This window comes from Leclercia sp. LTM14, assembly GCF_023736175.1.
GTDB classification, from domain to species: Bacteria; Pseudomonadota; Gammaproteobacteria; order Enterobacterales; family Enterobacteriaceae; genus Enterobacter; species Enterobacter barmai.
Genome location: NZ_JAIKTT010000011.1, coordinates 15,507 through 31,302, shown reverse-complemented (window position 1 = coordinate 31,302; position 15,796 = coordinate 15,507). Strand labels below are relative to the sequence as shown.

The window sequence follows — 15,796 nt, the reverse complement described above, 5'->3', positions numbered from 1 at the left end:
ACAAAAGGGGCAATAGTTGCGCCGGGGGACTACTTCTCCGCCAGCGCTTCTGCGCAGGCCCAGGCGCTGGCCCACGCCCACTGGAAGTTATAGCCGCCCAGCCAGCCTGTCACGTCCATCACTTCGCCGATAAAGTAGAGTCCCGGCACGTTGCGCGCTTCCATGGTGCGCGAGGAGAGCTCGTTGGTGTCCACCCCGCCCAGCGTCACTTCCGCGGTGCGGTAGCCTTCGGTGCCGTTCGGCTGTACGCGCCAGGCGGTTAAGGTGTCGACCAGCGCCTGCTGCTCGCGGGTGTTGAGCTGCTTCAGGGATACGTCAGGGATCTGCCCCAGCAGTTGCAGACACTCCACCAGCCGCTTCGGCAGCTGCATCGCCAGGGTGTTTTTGAGGCTCTGATTAGGGTGTGCCGCGCGCTGCTCGTCGAGGAAACTCTCCAGATCGCAATCCGGTACTAAATTGATGGTGACGAACTCGCCCGGCTGCCAGTAGCTGGAGATTTGCAGCACCGCCGGACCAGAGAGGCCGCGATGGGTGAACAGCAGATTCTCACGGAACACCGTCCCGTCTTCGGCAGTGATAACCGAAGGTACAGAGACCCCGGACAGCGTCTGCAGCTGTTCCAGCAGCGGTTTGTGCAGGGTGAAGGGCACCAGCCCGGCGCGGGTGGGCAAAACCTTCAGGCCAAACTGTTCGGCAATTTTATAGCCAAACGGCGTCGCACCCAGTCCCGGCATCGAGAGCCCGCCGCTGGCGATCACCAGCTTTTCGGCGCTCACGGTTTCACCGTTCAGTTGCAGGGTATATCCCGCATCGTCTCGCGCCACTTCCAGCACTTCGCTGCGCAGTCGTAGGGTAACCTCGCCTTTTTCACACTCCGCCACCAGCATATCGACGATTTGTTGCGCAGAATCGTCGCAAAAAGTTGCCCCAGCGTTTTCTCATGCCAGGCGATGCCGTGTTTCCCTACGAGGTCAATGAAGTCCCACTGGGTATAACGTGCCAGCGCAGATTTGCAAAAATGACGGTTCTGGCTCAGATAAGCCGCAGGCTCGATATAAAGGTTAGTAAAGTTGCAGCGCCCGCCGCCCGACATCAGGATTTTTCGGCCTGGTTTTTTGCCGTTATCGAGCAGCAGAACCCGGCGCCCTGCCTGTCCGGCCATCGCCGCACAGAATAAACCTGCCGCACCGGCGCCAATAATGATGGCATCATACTTTTCCACGTCTCGATCCTCCTGTTTTGGGGGCGCGAATTGTAAAGTTTCCTCAAGAAACGCACCAGCGCAAAGATCTGCAATTTCATTCATTTAATTGAAATCTAAAAAATAATTCTTTTACTGCTACGCTTATGTCAGTAGGCAAATCAAAAAAAAGCTATATTTCACTTTGCCCGTTGCGCATTTGTCCTGGATAATGCGCCGCGTTCATGTCCTCAAGATGGCGTAACGTCCTATGCTACATTTGTTTGCCGGCCTGGATTTACATACCGGGCTTTTACTCTTGCTTGCTCTGGCCTTTGTATTGTTCTACGAAGCGATTAACGGCTTCCATGACACTGCGAACGCAGTCGCAACGGTTATCTACACTCGGGCATTACGATCGCAGGTTGCGGTAGTGATGGCTGCGGTGTTTAACTTCTTTGGCGTTCTTCTGGGGGGTCTGAGCGTAGCCTACGCGATTGTGCATATGCTGCCAACGGATCTGCTGTTGAATGTCAGCTCCGGCCATGGCCTTGCTATGGTGTTCTCTCTGCTGTTTGCTGCAATTATCTGGAACCTCGGTACCTGGTATTTCGGCCTGCCAGCATCCAGTTCTCACACGCTGATCGGCGCTATCATCGGGATTGGTTTAACCAATGCGCTGATGACCGGTACGTCTGTGGTGGACGCGCTGAACATCCCTAAAGTTCTGGGTATTTTCGGTTCACTGATTATCTCCCCGATTGTCGGTCTGGTTGTGGCGGGTGGTTTAATCTTCCTGCTGCGTCGTTACTGGAGCGGCACCAAAAAACGTGCCCGTATCCACCTGACGCCAGCCGAGCGTGAAAAGAAAGACGGTAAGAAAAAGCCGCCATTCTGGACGCGTATCGCCCTGATCATCTCTGCTATCGGCGTGGCCTTCTCTCACGGCGCTAACGACGGTCAGAAAGGCATCGGTCTGGTGATGCTGGTGCTGATTGGCGTGGCACCTGCTGGCTTCGTGGTGAATATGAATGCTACCGGTTACGAAATTACCCGTACCCGTGACGCCATTAACAACGTTGAAACCTATTTCCAGCAGCGTCCTGATCTGTTGAAAAAAGCGACCGGCGTTGATCAGCTGATCCCTTCTCCGGAAGCAGGTGCAACCACCGCCCCAGGCGAGTTCCACTGCCACCCGGCCAATGCGATCAATGCCCTGGAGCGCGCTAAAGGCATGCTGACGGACGTCGAAAGCTACGACAAGCTCACTCCAGAGCAGCGTGGCCAGATGCGTCGCATCATGCTGTGCATCTCCGACGTGACTGATAAAGTGTCTAAGCTGCCTGAAGTCTCTTCTGACGACCAACGTCTGCTGAAGAAACTGAAAGTGGACATGCTGAACACCATCGAGTACGCACCTATCTGGATCATCATGGCGGTCGCACTGGCGCTGGGTCTGGGTACGATGGTTGGCTGGCGTCGCGTGGCGACAACCATTGGCGAGAAGATCGGTAAGAAAGGCATGACCTATGCCCAGGGGATGTCCGCTCAGATGACGGCGGCAGTCTCTATCGGTCTGGCCAGCTACACCGGTATGCCGGTATCCACAACCCACGTTCTCTCTTCATCCGTGGCGGGTACCATGCTGGTTGATGGCGGCGGTCTGCAACGCAAAACCGTAACCAGCATTCTGATGGCCTGGGTATTTACCCTGCCGGCATCGATTCTGCTGTCTGGCGGTCTGTACTGGATCTCCCTGCAATTCATCTAATCGCAGGCAGATAACGATAAGAGCGGGTCAGGTAACTGGCCCGCTTTTTTTTGCGCTCAATGCCAGATGAGGAGAGCAATCATGCTCACCACCACCAGGCCGCACAGCGCGCTGGTCAGAATGAACTGACGACGCAGGCGTTCACAGCGACGGATAAACTCATCATCATGATGATCGCGATAGCGCTGGGCGTAGATATACCACACCAGGCGCATCTGTTTGCTGGGCTGCCCGTGCGAGGTGAAGAAGCCCCCGCCGTCCACATATTGATAAAGCAACGGATCGCAGCCACGCAGTACCACTAACAGCGCGCGCAAGGATGAGAAATAACGCGCCATATTCACAATGCAAACCACACATAACGCCCAAAACAATGCGACGGTGCTAATCATACTTCCTCCCCGGCGTCCGCCCACGAAGCAACGCTTCGGGACTACCGCACCCATGCCCTGACAGACGGTTCAGTGAAAGAGAGACTCAAAAGCGGATCGGCTTCACATTTTATTATCCGAACGGCTTATTCAATAGTGTAGGAGATCCGTTAATTTTTTTGCCACAAGGTTAATCGTTATCAACACCAATGCTTGATAATTTTGTTTAACTGGGCCGTAATGAAAGCAGGTAGACGACTGCTACACGCATTGGTCATCGATAACTTAAGGAAGGAGTAACACTATGGCTTATAAACATATTCTGATCGCTGTTGACCTCTCCCCGGAGAGCAAAGTGCTGGTTGATAAAGCGGTATCCATGGCGCGTCCGTACAATGCGAAAGTTTCCTTGATTCACGTGGACGTGAATTACTCCGATCTCTATACCGGCCTGATTGACGTGAATCTGGGGGATATGCAGAAGCGTATCTCCGAAGAGACCCACCAGGCGCTGACCGAACTCTCCACCAATGCCGGCTATCCGATCACCGAAACCCTGAGCGGCAGCGGCGATCTGGGCCAGGTGCTGGTTGATGCCATCAAGAAATACGATATGGATCTGGTGGTCTGCGGCCACCATCAGGACTTCTGGAGCAAGCTGATGTCGTCAGCCCGCCAGCTGATTAACACCGTGCACGTTGATATGTTGATTGTGCCGCTGCGCGACGAAGACGACGAGTAAGTGGGAAATACCCCTCACCCTGGCCCTCTCCCCATAGGGGAGAGGGAACGATCGAGCCCCTCGCCCCTATGGGGAGAGGGGTTGGGGTGAGGGGCATCAGGCCGCACCCTCCTCCGGCGTGCCGGAGTAAATATCAAACCGGTGGCCTTTGGTCACCACCGCATTGGTCGTCGCAACATCCGCCAGCGGCGGTGCGTAATCCGGGCGCTTCACCACCACGCGCTTCGTTGCCAGCAGACGGGCAGGCTCCAGCAAGCCGTCCGCATCCAGATCCGGCCCCACCAGCGACTGAAATACCCGCATCTCCTTTTTCACCAGCGCGCTTTTCTGCTTGTGCGGGAACATCGGGTCGAGATAGACCACCTGCGGACGCGGAGTGATGTCGGTCAGCGCCGTCAGGCTTGAGGCGTGGATCAGCTGCAGCCGCTCCTGGAGCCAGCCGCCGATTTCCGGGTCCGCATAGCCGCGCGCCAGGCCATCATCCAGTAACGCAGCCACAACCGGGTTACGCTCCAGCATCCGCACCCGACAGCCCACCGAGGCCAGCACAAAGGCATCGCGCCCGAGTCCCGCCGTGGCATCCACCACATCCGGCAGATAGCTGCCCTTAATCCCCACGGCTTTTGCCACCGCTTCACCGCGGCCGCCGCCGAACTTACGCCGGTGCGCCATCGCCCCGCCGACGAAATCGACAAAAATGCCGCCGAGTTTGGGCTCGTCGCGTTTGCGTAATTCCAGATGCGCTGTAGTCATCACCAGCGCCATCAGGTTCTCTTCATCGTGTTCCAGCCCCCAGCGGGCCGCCAGAACAGATAAGGCGCCGTCTCCGGCGCCTGTTTCATCTACTAAATGAATCTTCACGAATCAATTAACCCTTGATGCCGTAATGCTCCAGCATCGCATCCAGCTGCGGTTCGCGGCCACGGAAGCGTTTGAACAGCTCCATTGGCTCTTCGGAACCGCCGCGGGTCAGGATGTTATCCAGGAACGACTGACCGGTTTCGCGGTTGAAAATCCCCTCTTCTTCGAAGCGGGAGTAAGCGTCTGCCGCCAGCACGTCCGCCCACAGGTAGCTGTAGTACCCTGCCGCATAACCGCCAGCAAAGATGTGGCTGAACGCGTGTGGGAAGCGACCCCAGGCCGGGCCTGGAATAAGGGCAACCTGCTTTTTGATCTCCGCGAGGGTTTCGAGCACCTTCGCGCCCTGCTCCGGGCTGAACTCGGCATGCAGGCGGAAATCGAACAGGCCGAACTCCAGCTGGCGCAGGATAAACATCGCCGCCTGGTAGTTTTTCGCTTCCAGCATCTTATCCAGCAGCGCTTTTGGCAGCGGCTCGCCGGTCTCATAGTGGCCGGAGATAAACGCCAGCGCGTCCGGCTCCCAGCACCAGTTTTCCATAAACTGGCTCGGCAGCTCGACGGCATCCCACGGCACACCGCTGATACCGGCAACGCCTGCCGCTTCAATGCGGGTCAGCATATGGTGCAGGCCGTGACCAAACTCGTGGAACAGGGTGATCACTTCGTCATGGGTGAACAGCGCAGGCTTGCCGTTTACCGGACGGTTGAAGTTACAGGTCAGGTAGGCCACCGGCTTCTGCAGCGAGCCGTCGGCTTTACGCATCTGGCCCACGCAGTCGTCCATCCACGCGCCGCCGCGTTTATTTTCGCGGGCGTACAGGTCGAGATAGAAGCTGCCGCGCAGTTCGTTTTTGTCGTCATACAGCTCGAAGAAACGCACGTCGTCGTGCCATACGTCCACATCGTTACGCTCTTTCGCGGTGATGCCGTAAATGCGTTTGACCACTTCGAACAGGCCGTTAACGGCTTTGTTTTCCGGGAAGTACGGACGCAGCTGCTCATCGCTGATGCTGTAGAGGTGCTGTTTCTGCTTCTCGCTGTAGTACGCGATATCCCACGGCTGCAGCTCATCCACGCCGAACTCCGCTTTCGCGAAGGCGCGCAGCTGGGCCAGCTCTTTCTCACCCTGTGGACGGGCGCGTTTTGCAAGATCGGTTAAGAATTCGAGCACCTGCTGTGGGTTCTCGGCCATTTTGGTGGCGAGGGATTTATCCGCGTAGCTGTCAAAGCCCAGCAGCTGCGCCAGCTCGTGACGCAGGGCGAGGATTTCGGCCATTACCGGGCTGTTGTCCCATTTACCGGCGTTCGGGCCCTGATCGGAGGCACGGGTGCTGTAGGCGCGGTACATCTCTTCACGCAGAGCCTGGTTGTCGCAGTAGGTCATCACCGGCAGATAGCTCGGGATATCCAGGGTCAACAGGTAGCCTTCCTGCTCTTTTGCTTCGGCCTGGGCTTTTGCCGCCGCCAACGCGCTCTCCGGCATGCCCGCCAGCTCCGCTTCGTCGGTAATCAGCTTCGTCCAGCCCATGGTGGCATCCAGGACATTATTGCTGTACTGGTTGCCAAGCTCAGACAGGCGGGTGGCGATTTCGCCGTAGCGCTGCTGTTTCTCTTTCGCGAGGCCGATGCCCGACAGTTCAAAGTCACGCAGGGCGTTATCGACAGACTTTTTCTGGGCGATGTTCAGCGTCGCATAGTGATCGCCATCGCGCAGGTCGCGGTACGCTTTGTACAGCCCCTCGTGCTGCCCGACCCAGGTGCTGTATTCCGACAGCAGCGGCAGGGTTTGTTCGTAGGCTTCACGCAGTTCCGGGCTGTTTTTCACCGAGTTCAGGTGGCTGACCGGGGAGAAGATGCGGCCAAGCACATCATCCACTTCCGCCAGCGGCTGACACAGGTTTTCCCAGCTATAGGGCGCGCCTTGCGCAACCACGCTCTCGACTGCGGTACGGCAATCGTCCAGTGCTTTAGTGACCGCGGGGACAACATGTTCAGGCAGAATGGAGGAGAACGGTGGCAACGAAAAAGGCGTCAGTAATGGGTTGGTCATAAACACTGTCCTGTTAAATGAGTGAATGAAGCGCGCATCCTGCGCGAGCATATTGTTCCAGGATGGGGTTAAGTGTAGTGAATTTCAATGGCTGCGGTGACAGAAAAGCAGCCGCTGCGACGCCGCGTGCCGGGCCTGCGGGTAATCTGTGCCGTTCTGCTGTAAACTGTGGCCAATCGACATTATCTGGAATTTATCTACCCATGCTCAGTTATCGCCACAGCTTTCACGCGGGCAACCACGCCGACGTCCTTAAACATACCGTTCAGAGCCTGATTATCGAAGCGCTGAAAGAGAAAGATAAGCCGTTTCTCTATCTGGACACCCATGCTGGCGCGGGCCGCTATCAGCTGAGCGGCGAACACGCCGAGCGCACCGGGGAGTATCTGGAAGGTATCGCCCGTATCTGGCAGCAGGACGACCTGCCGGCAGAGCTTGAGCCCTACATCAGCGTGATCAACCACTTCAACCGCAGCGGCCAGTTACGCTACTACCCGGGCTCGCCGCTGATTGCCCGCCAGCTGCTGCGCGAGCAGGACAGCATTCAGCTCACCGAACTGCACCCGAGCGATTATCCGCTGCTGCGATCCGAATTCCAGAAAGACAGCCGCGCGCGCGTGGAGAAATCGGACGGCTACCAGCAGCTGAAAGCGAAGCTGCCGCCGGTTTCCCGTCGCGGCCTGGTGCTGATCGACCCGCCATACGAGATCAAAAGCGACTATCAGGCGGTGGTTGCGGGCATCAACGAGGGTTATAAACGCTTTGCCACCGGCACCTATGCCCTGTGGTATCCGGTGGTGCTGCGTTCGCAGATCAAGCGCATGATCAAAGACCTGGAAGCCACCGGCATCCGTAAGATCCTGCAAATTGAACTGGCGGTTCTTCCGGATAGCGATCGACGCGGCATGACTGCCTCCGGCATGATCGTGGTTAACCCGCCGTGGAAGCTCGAAGCGCAGATGAATAACGTTCTGCCGTGGCTGCACAAAAAGCTGGTTCCGGCCGGAACGGGCCACACGACCGTCAGCTGGATCGTGCCAGAGTAATCGCAGCCATCGATGGAAACTATTGATTTCAGGTATACAATCGCGGCAATTAACGATTAAGGATAAGACCATGACTAAGCATTATGACTACATCGCTATCGGTGGCGGCAGCGGCGGCATCGCCTCGATTAACCGTGCGGCCATGTATGGCCAGAAGTGCGCGCTGATTGAAGCGAAAGACCTCGGCGGCACCTGCGTCAACGTCGGTTGTGTACCGAAAAAGGTGATGTGGCATGCGGCGCAGATCCGCGAGGCTATCCATCTTTATGGCCCGGATTACGGTTTTGACACCACCATCAACAACTTCGACTGGGATCGCCTGATCGCCAGCCGTACCGCCTACATCGATCGTATTCACACCTCCTACGATAACGTGCTGGGCAAGAACAACGTCGACGTGATCCGTGGTTTTGCCCGCTTTGTGGATGCGAAGACGATCGAAGTCAACGGCGAGACGATCACCGCCGATCATATCCTGATCGCTACCGGTGGCCGTCCGAGCCACCCGGCTATTCCGGGTGCGGAATACGGCATCGACTCTGACGGTTTCTTCGAACTGCCTGCCCTGCCGAAACGCGTCGCTATCGTGGGCGCGGGTTATATCGCCGTAGAGCTGGCGGGCGTGATTAACGGCCTGGGCGCTGAAGCGCACCTGTTTGTGCGTAAACATGCCCCGCTGCGCAACTTCGACCCGCTGATTGTAGATACCCTGGTAGAAGTGATGAATGCCGAAGGCCCGCATCTGCACACCGAAGCGATTCCGAAGGCGGTAGTGAAAAACGCCGACGGCAGCCTGACCCTGGAGCTGGAAGATGGCCGCAGCCAGACCGTGGATTGCCTGATCTGGGCCATTGGTCGTGAACCGGCAAACGACAACTTCAACCTGGCCGTCACGGGCGTTGAAACCAACGAGAAAGGCTATATCGTTGTCGATAAGTTCCAGAACACCAGCGTATCAGGCATCTACGCCGTGGGCGATAACACCGGCGCAGTCGAACTGACCCCGGTGGCCGTGGCCGCGGGTCGTCGTCTTTCCGAGCGTCTGTTTAACAACAAACCGGAAGAGCACCTGGATTACAGCAACATCCCGACCGTGGTCTTCAGCCACCCGCCAATCGGCACCGTCGGTTTAACCGAACCGCAGGCGCGCGCGCACTATGGCGACGACCAGGTGAAAGTGTATAAATCCGCCTTCACCGCCATGTATACCGCAGTGACCTCTCACCGCCAGCCTTGCCGCATGAAATTAGTCTGCGTCGGCCCGGACGAGAAGATCGTCGGCATTCATGGTATCGGCTTTGGTATGGATGAGATCCTGCAGGGCTTTGCGGTGGCGCTGAAAATGGGTGCGACTAAGAAAGACTTTGATAATACCGTGGCTATTCACCCGACGGCGGCAGAAGAGTTTGTGACCATGCGTTAATCACGCATAGCGACCGGTGTCAGGCAATCACAATCTGCCCGACGCCGGTACACTCCTCAAAAATAAACATCCTTAACGGCATATTCAACAGACGCATCCCCGCAACATCACAGTGACGTAAATGAATGGGCTGCGTCACGGTACTATTTGAGAAAAAGACATTGCGCAAATCACAATTCTCAAAACAGAGTCCGTCGATATAACAGCGGTTAATTATTAAACTACCAAACTGAATATTGCGGAATACACTTTTCTTCAGATTGCTGCGAAAAATAATCGCTTTGTTCTCTCCTTCACAAATATCCAGCCACGCAAAATGGCGGCTTTCCAGCAGCCCTACCAGTTCTGTTATAGTGGATTTATATTCTTCAGGTTTTTCAAAAGAAAAAGGCGTAACGCCCTGACGCTTCGCGTTAAGGTTCATAAGGATCCCTGGTTTGAAGTTGTCATCTGAAACGATGACGACGGAGTGGAATCTCTTAATTACTTATTTCAGCGTGGCGAAACAATATCGATTTTGGACAATTATTTGCAGAGTTGGCCGATGAGATAAAAGTTCAAATACATAGCGTTATTAATCCAATAAATAATTAATTTCACTTAGGTGTCTATTTTATGCCAATTAACAGCAATAAGAATGCCATTCTGGTTCTGGAATCTCCGTGGAAGCTCGACGATCACGATGCCCATCGCTCGTCGGTATTGCCGTTTGTGCAAGGGATCGCGAAGATGCATGGCAATACCGAGGTCTATTGCCTGAACTTCTACAACAAAAGCAGCTTTGATGTTGCGCTGGAGTGCCTGTGTCGTCAGAAGTTCGACAACACCATCGTTTATGTGGCGGCGCATGGCAGTAGAACTCATATTGGAGATGTTTCCCTGGACCATCTCCTCTATGCCATTAATGAAAAATCGAAGAAATTTAATATCAAAGGCCTGATGCTTGGCTCATGCTTTGCGGGCAGTAAAATCGAACACCTGGAAGCTTTTATCGAAGGCAGTAAACTGACCTGGTGCGCAGGCTATTCATCTTCATGTTACTGGCTTCAGGGAACGATGCTTGACTGCGCCATCATTCATAGCGCGCTCAATATTGAAGACGAACAATATAAAACGCGTGAAGAGATGGAAGAGACTTTTGCCGCTGCGGTCGCGCCATTCGCCCCAAATGCGGTCATCGGCTCAAACGCGAAAGATGAAGATGTGGCGCTGTCTGACTCCCTACAGTTTGTTATACAGCCGGAAGGCAGAGGCTTTCGCGCGCAGTGCTCATCAAACAACGTGTTTGAACGGGCGCTAGGGTATCGCTTGAATGAAGAGACGGAAACGGCCTCCTCATAAGCGCGCTAATGCATAGCGAAAGATCCGAATTTTATCTGCCCTTTTTACTGCTGGATGCCCTGTTTACTGCCCTAAAAACATCAACATGGCTCCAGCAACCTCTTATTTCCCTCAATTACAAAACGTGATCTACCGCACATTTCCCTCACCACAGACCGAAGCGAATGTCTAAGATTAGTAGGCAACCGGATAAAACCAGACCTGAGACAACGTAAACCGGAGGTCCTGACCACCATGTTCAACCAGAATATACGCACTGTAGAGACCGTAGAGTTCGACATAGAACAAGAACTTCTCTACGAAATCGATCCCTGCGAGTTAAAACTGGATGAAATGCTCGAGGCGGAACCGGAACCCGAAATGATTGAAGGGCTGCCCGCATCCGATGCGCTCACCCCTGCCGATCGCTACCTTGAGCTCTTCGAGCATGTGCAGTCGTCGCGACTCTTTGCCGACAGCAAAACTTTCCCCGACTGCGCGCCGAAGATGGATCCGCTGGATATTCTCATCCGTTACCGGAAGGTGAGACGCCACCGGGACTTTGACCTGCGCCAGTTCGTGGAAAACCACTTCTGGCTGCCGGAAGTCATGTCGAGCGAATATGTTTCGGATCCTTCGTTCTCGCTCAAAGACCATATCGACACCCTGTGGCCGGTGCTGACCCGCGAGCCGCAGGATCACATCCCCTGGTCATCGCTGCTGGCGCTGCCGCAGGCCTACATTGTGCCCGGCGGGCGATTCAGCGAAACCTATTACTGGGACTCTTACTTCACCATGCTGGGGCTGGCCGAGAGCGGCCGCCACGACATGCTTAAATGCATGGCGGATAACTTTGCGTGGATGATCGAAAGGTACGGCCATATTCCTAACGGGAACCGCACCTACTACCTGAGCCGCTCCCAGCCGCCGGTGTTTGCCCTGATGGTGGAGCTGTTTGAAGAGGATGGCGTGCGCGGCGCCAAGCGCTATCTGGATCACCTGAAAATGGAGTACGCCTTCTGGATGGACGGCGCGGAGTCGCTGCTGCTCAACCAGGCCTACCGTAGCGCGGTACGTATGCCGGACGGCTCTCTGCTCAACCGCTACTGGGATGACCGTGACACGCCGCGTGACGAATCCTGGATAGAGGACGTCGAAACCGCCCGCCACTCCGGTCGTCCGCCTAACGAGGTCTACCGCGACCTGCGCGCCGGGGCCGCTTCCGGCTGGGACTACTCCTCCCGCTGGCTGCGGGATCCGAGCCGGCTGGCAAGTATTCGCACCACCCAGTTTATCCCTATCGATCTCAACGCCTTCCTGTTCAAGCTGGAGAGCGCCATCGCCAATATTTCGGCATCGAAAGGGGATAAAGAGACCGCAGAACTCTTCCGCCAGAAGGCTAGCGATCGCCGCGCGGCGGTTAACCGCTATCTGTGGGATGACGAGAACGGCTGCTATCGCGATTACGACTGGCGTCGTGAGCAGCTGGCGCTGTTCTCCGCGGCCAGCATCGTGCCGCTGTACGTCGGCATGTGCACCCATGAACAGGCTGAACGCCTGTCCGATGCGGTAAAAGCGCGGCTCCTGACGCCGGGCGGTATTCTTGCCACCGAGTACGAAACCGGCGAACAGTGGGATAAACCCAACGGCTGGGCACCGCTGCAGTGGATGGCGATCCAGGGGTTCAAGCAATACGGTAACGACTCCCTGGGGGATGAAATTGCCTGGAGCTGGCTGCACACGGTAAACCACTTCTACAAAACGCATCACAAGCTGATTGAGAAGTATCACATCGCCAGCAGCCAGCCCCGGGAAGGCGGCGGGGGTGAGTATCCCCTGCAGGATGGGTTTGGCTGGACTAACGGCGTGGTGCGCAGACTGATTGGCCTGTACGGGGAGCCGTAACTCCCCGCCGTGTCAGCGGATGACCTCATAAATGGCCGTCTGAATGGTCTGCCATTTTTTGGTGCTGGCGTCCGGCTGGGCCTGCGCCCGCCGCTTCGCCTGGTCCATATCGTGCCGCTGGCGCTCAACCACCGCCGGAACGGTGCAGAAGGCCTGGAGATACTCTTTACGCAGATCCGTCAGCGGCTCTCCGCCTGCCATAGCGTGCCCGAGGGTATTGATAAATTGCCGGCAGGGCTTCTCCTGCCCCATTTGCAGACGGTAGCGCATCAGCAGATCCAGCACCTCGCGATGGTTCATGGAGAGCGCATGCTCGGTCCAGGAGAGTTTCCACTCCATTCCCGCCTTCAGGAACAGCTTCGCCACGCGGGTGTCGTTTCTGTCGATTGCCGCGCGGAAGTTATTCTCATCCCAGGTGACGCCCATACGCGTCAGCGTTTCGCGGGAGGAAGGCGTCTCGCGCATCTCTTCCGTTGCCACCGTCTTCACAGGGGGTGCCACGGTGCTGGCCGCCTGGGTCGGGCCGCTGCTCTCTATTAACAGCCAGGTGCCCATCATCAGCATGCCCATCACCATCACCCCGACCGCGCCCCACAGCACAACCGAGATCAGATAATCGCGCTGCTCCGGGGTACGCGCAGGCCGACGGTTCGGTTTATCGATGGTGTCGCGCACCTCAAAGATGTCGTCGCCTGTGAGCTGATTTTTTTCCTCGCGTTCTCCCAAAAGAGATCCAGCTCGTGGGTGCCCTCTGCCATCAGCCCCGTCGGGTTCACGGTGGTGCGGCCCTCGTTAAAGGCGCGCTGAACAGGGCTGGCGATCTGGGCGTAATAGTTATCCAGCAGAAGGAGTTGCGCGGAGGTCAGCGGCTGCCGGGCAATAATGTTATTGCGGATCAGGCGGATATCATCAAGAAAGGACTGGAGCGTTTTACGCGGCTCCACCATTAACGTCAGCAGGGCCGGATCGCTGAACAGCGCCGAATAAGAGCGGGAGTACTCTTTTTTGTCCACCAGCATCAGCGCCAGCTCGCTAAACATCATGCCGCCGAGGGCGTCGTTGCGTTCGCCCTGCTGCAGCCAGCGACGAACCCGATCGGCACCAAACAAGGTTTTCAGATGATTGTTCAGGCGCGTCGGGTCCGGCCAGGCCTGCACGATCAGCCCTTTCATCATCAGCTCCAGCACCCGCACCTGTTTCTGGGCGTGCTGCTGGCGAAGCTCATCGCCGGGACTCAATTCCGTACTGTAGGTCAGCAGCGGCTGCTGCAAACGCAGATGTTCCAGCGCCGTGACGAAGCGCATCGCGGCAATCAGCTGGTTATCGCTCACCTCCTGCCCGCTCTCATACTGCGGAACCCGCTGCTGTAAAAGCCGCAGCTGCAGGGTGAACTGCGACAGCTCGGCATCGTTGAGGTTCAGCCGTTTCGCCACGCTCGCCCAGCCGCCCAACGCCAGCCTGGCGGAATCCAGCTGCTCAAGGAACCAACGGGGATCTTTGCCTTCGGCAACATGCACCTTTAACAGGAGCAGGATCTCCACGGAGGCCTGACGAATAATTCCCAGACAGCGTTCAAACTGCTCGCGGATCACGTGCGAATTACTGAGGGTCATCATTTTCCTTTAAATGCCGCGCAAAGATTCAGGCGCAGCTAACGGAGAGCGTTTATTTTTTAAGTGGTTATACCAGATTAAACATAACCGATAACCGCTACTATTTCAGTGATAATGTTAAAATCATTTACAAAAGCTCCCGGAGATCTGGCATGCCTGTGTTGCACACCCCGCGTTTAACTTGCTCCCCGTTACAGGAAGAAGACTGGCCCTTTTTTCTCTCGCTGCAGCAACACCCCGATGTGATGCGCTACGTCGCCGAAGCCCGCCCGGAAGAGGCCATCCGCCAAGCCTTTACGGCGCGTCTGCCCGCGTGGACGCCGGGCAGCGCCCACTGGTTGTGCCTGGTAGTGCGCGATAACGCCAGCCAGACGCCGCTCGGGGTCACGGGCTATATCCATCATGATGATGACTGCGCCGAAGTGGGCTTTCTGTTTGCTCCGCAGGCACAGGGAAAAGGCTACGGCTTTGAGTCTTTACAGGGAGTGTGCGATTACGCCTTTACTCAGGGGGGCATCCGCCGCTTAACCGCCACGGTAACGGCGGGCAACGTGGCCTCGAAACGCCTGCTGGAAAAAGTGGGGTTTGTGCTGGAAGGTGAACTGCGCGAAAGCTACTGGCTGGCAGGCGAGTGGCATAACGACTGGCTGTTTGGGCTGTTAAGAAAAGAGTACGACTAAACGTGCCGCGGGGATCCCTCCCCGGCACCTGCTTACAGGAACATCCCTCCGGAAACTTCAATGCGCTGGGCATTCATCCAGCCGAGTTCGTCGCTGAGCAGCGCTGCAATCGCATCGCCGATATCGTCCGGCAGCCCGACGCGTCCCAGCGCCGTCTGGGAGGCAATCTGCTGATTGATCTCTTTATTATCACGCACGCGACCGCCACCAAAATCGGTTTCGATGGCCCCGGGGGCGATAATATTGGCGGTGATGCCACGCGCGCCCAGCTCTTTGGCCTGATAGCGGGTGAGCACTTCCATCGCCCCTTTCATCGCCGCATAGGTGCTGGAGCCCGGCAGGGCAAAACGGGCCAGACCGGATGAGACGTTGAGGATCCGCCCGCCGTTTTTCATCAGCGGTAACAGGCCCTGGGTCAGAAAGAAGGGTCCTTTGAAATGGATGTTCATCACTTCATCAAACTGGGCTTCCGTGGTCTCCACATAAGGGGCGTATAAACCCACGCCGGCGTTGTTCAACAAATAATCGAAGGTGTTACGCTGCCATACCGAATGCAGTTTTTCGGTCACCTGAGTAACGAAACGCTCAAAGCTGGGGACATCGCCGACGTTCAGCTGCAATGCTGCCGCTTTCACCCCTTTTTGCTCAATTTCGCGTACAACATCAAGCGCTTCCTGCTCGCTGCGGTTGAAGGTGAGCAGGATCCCGACACCTTTCGCTGCCAGCTTCAATGCCGCGTTTTTACCGAGCCCGCGGCTGCCGCCAGTCACTATTGCAATACGTTCAGTCATAAGAAACCTCGTTTCGGCTGTTGTGGTGATTGAGAAAGAGCTT

12 protein-coding genes and 2 pseudogenes are annotated in these 15,796 nt (G+C 56.4%); 7 read left to right on the top strand and 7 right to left on the bottom strand.

All coding sequences use genetic code 11. The annotated features are described in order from the left end of the window. Positions 1-29: 29 nt before the first annotated feature. Positions 30-1,222, bottom strand: a pseudogene (locus K5I40_RS19235) (NAD(P)/FAD-dependent oxidoreductase). A 229-nt stretch (positions 1,223-1,451) separates the two neighbouring features. On the opposite strand from K5I40_RS19235, the gene pitA reads away from it, so the two are divergent. After that, entirely contained in the window at positions 1,452-2,951 is a 1,500-nt protein-coding gene (pitA, locus tag K5I40_RS19230) for an inorganic phosphate transporter PitA (protein ID WP_039032469.1), read from the top strand. A gap of 56 nt (positions 2,952-3,007) precedes the next feature. Here the strand turns inward: pitA and uspB are convergent, their stop codons facing one another. Next, the gene (uspB, locus tag K5I40_RS19225; RefSeq protein ID WP_032615027.1) at positions 3,008-3,343 is read right to left on the bottom strand and encodes a universal stress protein UspB; all 336 of its coding nucleotides are present in this window, start codon (positions 3,341-3,343) and stop codon (positions 3,008-3,010) included. A gap of 283 nt (positions 3,344-3,626) precedes the next feature. On the opposite strand from uspB, the gene uspA reads away from it, so the two are divergent. Beyond that, the gene (uspA, locus tag K5I40_RS19220) at positions 3,627-4,064 is read left to right on the top strand and encodes a universal stress protein UspA (protein ID WP_032615029.1); all 438 of its coding nucleotides are present in this window, start codon (positions 3,627-3,629) and stop codon (positions 4,062-4,064) included. A gap of 96 nt (positions 4,065-4,160) precedes the next feature. On the opposite strand, the gene rsmJ is transcribed toward uspA, so the two are convergent. Together rsmJ and prlC are read right to left on the bottom strand one after the other, a co-directional pair. Then, the gene (gene rsmJ / locus K5I40_RS19215; RefSeq protein ID WP_039032468.1) at positions 4,161-4,925 is read right to left on the bottom strand and encodes a 16S rRNA (guanine(1516)-N(2))-methyltransferase RsmJ; all 765 of its coding nucleotides are present in this window, start codon (positions 4,923-4,925) and stop codon (positions 4,161-4,163) included. 7 nt (positions 4,926-4,932) lie between these two features. Beyond that, the gene (gene prlC, locus K5I40_RS19210) at positions 4,933-6,975 is read right to left on the bottom strand and encodes an oligopeptidase A (RefSeq protein ID WP_223075709.1); all 2,043 of its coding nucleotides are present in this window, start codon (positions 6,973-6,975) and stop codon (positions 4,933-4,935) included. 203 nt (positions 6,976-7,178) lie between these two features. On the opposite strand from prlC, the gene K5I40_RS19205 reads away from it, so the two are divergent. Both K5I40_RS19205 and gorA read left to right on the top strand, forming a co-directional pair. After that, positions 7,179-8,021: a 23S rRNA (adenine(2030)-N(6))-methyltransferase RlmJ gene (locus tag K5I40_RS19205; protein WP_039032467.1), complete on the top strand. Its 843-nt coding sequence runs from the start codon at positions 7,179-7,181 to the stop codon at positions 8,019-8,021. Between the two features lie 70 nt (positions 8,022-8,091). Beyond that, positions 8,092-9,444: a glutathione-disulfide reductase gene (gene gorA, locus K5I40_RS19200; RefSeq protein WP_139563793.1), complete on the top strand. Its 1,353-nt coding sequence runs from the start codon at positions 8,092-8,094 to the stop codon at positions 9,442-9,444. A 19-nt stretch (positions 9,445-9,463) separates the two neighbouring features. Here the strand turns inward: gorA and K5I40_RS19195 are convergent, their stop codons facing one another. Next, entirely contained in the window at positions 9,464-9,868 is a 405-nt protein-coding gene (locus tag K5I40_RS19195; protein ID WP_223075710.1) for a hypothetical protein, read from the bottom strand. A 191-nt stretch (positions 9,869-10,059) separates the two neighbouring features. Between K5I40_RS19195 and K5I40_RS19190 the strand changes: the two genes are divergently transcribed. Then, complete coding sequence (locus tag K5I40_RS19190) at positions 10,060-10,785, top strand: hypothetical protein (protein ID WP_039032464.1); 726 nt, start codon at positions 10,060-10,062, stop codon at positions 10,783-10,785. Between the two features lie 234 nt (positions 10,786-11,019). Continuing rightward, entirely contained in the window at positions 11,020-12,669 is a 1,650-nt protein-coding gene (locus K5I40_RS19185; protein ID WP_039032463.1) for an alpha,alpha-trehalase, read from the top strand. A 12-nt stretch (positions 12,670-12,681) separates the two neighbouring features. Here K5I40_RS19185 and K5I40_RS19180 read toward each other — a convergent pair. Beyond that, a pseudogene (locus K5I40_RS19180) lies at positions 12,682-14,282 on the bottom strand (STY4199 family HEPN domain-containing protein). 152 nt (positions 14,283-14,434) lie between these two features. Here K5I40_RS19180 and K5I40_RS19175 point away from each other — a divergent pair. Continuing rightward, positions 14,435-14,962: a GNAT family N-acetyltransferase gene (locus K5I40_RS19175; RefSeq protein ID WP_039032461.1), complete on the top strand. Its 528-nt coding sequence runs from the start codon at positions 14,435-14,437 to the stop codon at positions 14,960-14,962. 32 nt (positions 14,963-14,994) lie between these two features. On the opposite strand, the gene K5I40_RS19170 is transcribed toward K5I40_RS19175, so the two are convergent. Continuing rightward, a complete protein-coding gene (locus K5I40_RS19170) occupies positions 14,995-15,753 on the bottom strand; it encodes an SDR family NAD(P)-dependent oxidoreductase (protein WP_223075712.1) in 759 nt (252 codons plus the stop codon). Positions 15,754-15,796: the final 43 nt, after the last annotated feature.

Excerpts from the sequence above, each read along its gene's own strand:
- gorA (WP_139563793.1), top strand. The coding sequence starts at position 8,092 with ATGACTAAGCATTATGACTACATCGCTATCGGTGGCGGCAGCGGCGGC.
- K5I40_RS19205 (WP_039032467.1), top strand. The coding sequence starts at position 7,179 with ATGCTCAGTTATCGCCACAGCTTTCACGCGGGCAACCACGCCGACGTC.
- uspA (WP_032615029.1), top strand. The coding sequence starts at position 3,627 with ATGGCTTATAAACATATTCTGATCGCTGTTGACCTCTCCCCGGAGAGC.
- uspB (WP_032615027.1), bottom strand. The coding sequence starts at position 3,343 with ATGATTAGCACCGTCGCATTGTTTTGGGCGTTATGTGTGGTTTGCATT.
- K5I40_RS19175 (WP_039032461.1), top strand. The coding sequence starts at position 14,435 with ATGCCTGTGTTGCACACCCCGCGTTTAACTTGCTCCCCGTTACAGGAA.
- prlC (WP_223075709.1), bottom strand. The coding sequence starts at position 6,975 with ATGACCAACCCATTACTGACGCCTTTTTCGTTGCCACCGTTCTCCTCC.
- pitA (WP_039032469.1), top strand. The coding sequence starts at position 1,452 with ATGCTACATTTGTTTGCCGGCCTGGATTTACATACCGGGCTTTTACTC.
- K5I40_RS19195 (WP_223075710.1), bottom strand. The coding sequence starts at position 9,868 with ATGAACCTTAACGCGAAGCGTCAGGGCGTTACGCCTTTTTCTTTTGAA.
- K5I40_RS19185 (WP_039032463.1), top strand. The coding sequence starts at position 11,020 with ATGTTCAACCAGAATATACGCACTGTAGAGACCGTAGAGTTCGACATA.
- K5I40_RS19170 (WP_223075712.1), bottom strand. The coding sequence starts at position 15,753 with ATGACTGAACGTATTGCAATAGTGACTGGCGGCAGCCGCGGGCTCGGT.
- K5I40_RS19190 (WP_039032464.1), top strand. The coding sequence starts at position 10,060 with ATGCCAATTAACAGCAATAAGAATGCCATTCTGGTTCTGGAATCTCCG.